We start from the raw sequence: 1,507 nt of genomic DNA, 5'->3' as shown, positions 1-1,507 counted from the left end.
CGGATCCGGCGTTGGTCACCGCGTTGGCCGCGCACGGCCTGCACCACAACCCGACCGCGCTCCCCGACAACAAATGGCGGCTGCTACCCAGCGGCGACATAATCACCTGGACCGATCAGGACTATGCGCAGGCGTTGAACCGCCACCCGGTAGGCACCCGCATCAAAAACGACACCACAGTGACGCTGCCCGGTCATCTCGTCCCTGTTCCCATCGGCAAACTGGTGAAAAGACTGCGGGACGCCTCGGCTACCGGGGGGCGGGCGGCGGCGCCGGATCCGGTATTGGTCACCGCGTTGGCCGCGCACGGCCTGCACCAGCGCCCGACCACGCTCCCCGACAACAAATGGCGGCTGCAACCCAGCGGCGCCAAAATCACCTGGACCGACCAGGACTATGCCCAGGCGTTGAACCGCCTGTCGGTAGGCACCCCCATCATGTACAACACCACAGTGATACTGCCCGGTCATAGCGTCCCTGTTCCCATCGGCCAACTGGTGAGCACACTGCGGAAAACTTCGGCCACCGGGGGGCGGATGGCGGCGCCGGATCCGGTGTTGGTCGCCGCGTTGGCCGCGCACGGCCTGCACCACAATCCGACCGCGCTCCCCGACGGCAAATGGCGGCTGCAACCCGCAGCAGCCGTCCCTGCCGGGCCCGTCCCCGCAGGGAACACCGCCACCGCCCTGACCGGCCCCACCGCCCTGACCGGCCCCGGCCCCGGCCCCGGCAGTGCACCGAGCATCGCCGATCTTCTCCGTCAGCGGCAGCCCCCACACCTCGCTGAAAACCCGCCACCGCCACGACCGGCGCCCACCACTGTCACCATGACTGACATCATCGCCCCCTGGCACCTCATGGCCCCAACCGTGACATCGGCGGGCATCGCCGCCGCGGCGCGGCTGCCGACCGTTACTGCCTCAGCACAGCCGAGAGCCGCCAACCGCGAGGACCGCGGCTATTTCCCCACCCCCACCCGTCCCCGATCAGCCTCCCCTTCGCGCACATCCCCACCGCACACCACGACACCAGGCACATCAGCGCCACCCCACCGCTGAAGGGCTATCTCGCGGGGGTCTGTGGATCTCAGAGTGTTTCCGGCCTGACCTGCCGGGCGTTGTGCCTGGTGAGGGGGTGCCGTGATGACCGCGACACTGAACGACCAGACCGGAGGTAAAGAAGCAGGCGGAGCCGTCGGCGGAGGCGAGAGCCGCGGCAGAGCTGGTCCGGGCCGTGAAGGACCAAGGGCTGTCGTTGACGGGCCCGGATGGGCTGCTCAGGCAGTTGACCATGACGGTCTTGGAGACCGCGTTGAACGAGGAGATGACCGAGCACCTGGGCTATGGCCAACACGAACCCGACGGTGCCGGCGTGGGCAGTATTCGTAACGGCAGCCGGTCGATGACGTCCCTTAGCCTCGGTCTTTCATGAGTTATTGATCTTGGTGTGGTGGGTTCGGCTGGCGGTGTTTCTGCCGGTAGGCATGGTTTGGGCCCGACGCGTGGCC

At 67.7% G+C, this 1,507-nt stretch carries 2 pseudogenes; both read left to right on the top strand.

Going from position 1 to position 1,507, the window contains the following annotated elements:
• Nucleotides 1-1,058, top strand: a pseudogene (locus tag ACIBEF_RS32425) (hypothetical protein); the annotation flags it as partial.
• Between the two features lie 139 nt (nt 1,059-1,197).
• A pseudogene (locus ACIBEF_RS32420) lies at nt 1,198-1,416 on the top strand (transposase); the annotation flags it as partial.
• Between the last annotated feature and the right edge of the window lie 91 nt (nt 1,417-1,507).

Origin of the sequence: Micromonospora sp. NPDC050795 (assembly GCF_044456785.1) — a bacterium.
Taxonomy (GTDB): domain Bacteria; phylum Actinomycetota; class Actinomycetes; order Mycobacteriales; family Micromonosporaceae; genus Micromonospora.
This window is presented reverse-complemented; position numbering and strand designations above follow the sequence as displayed.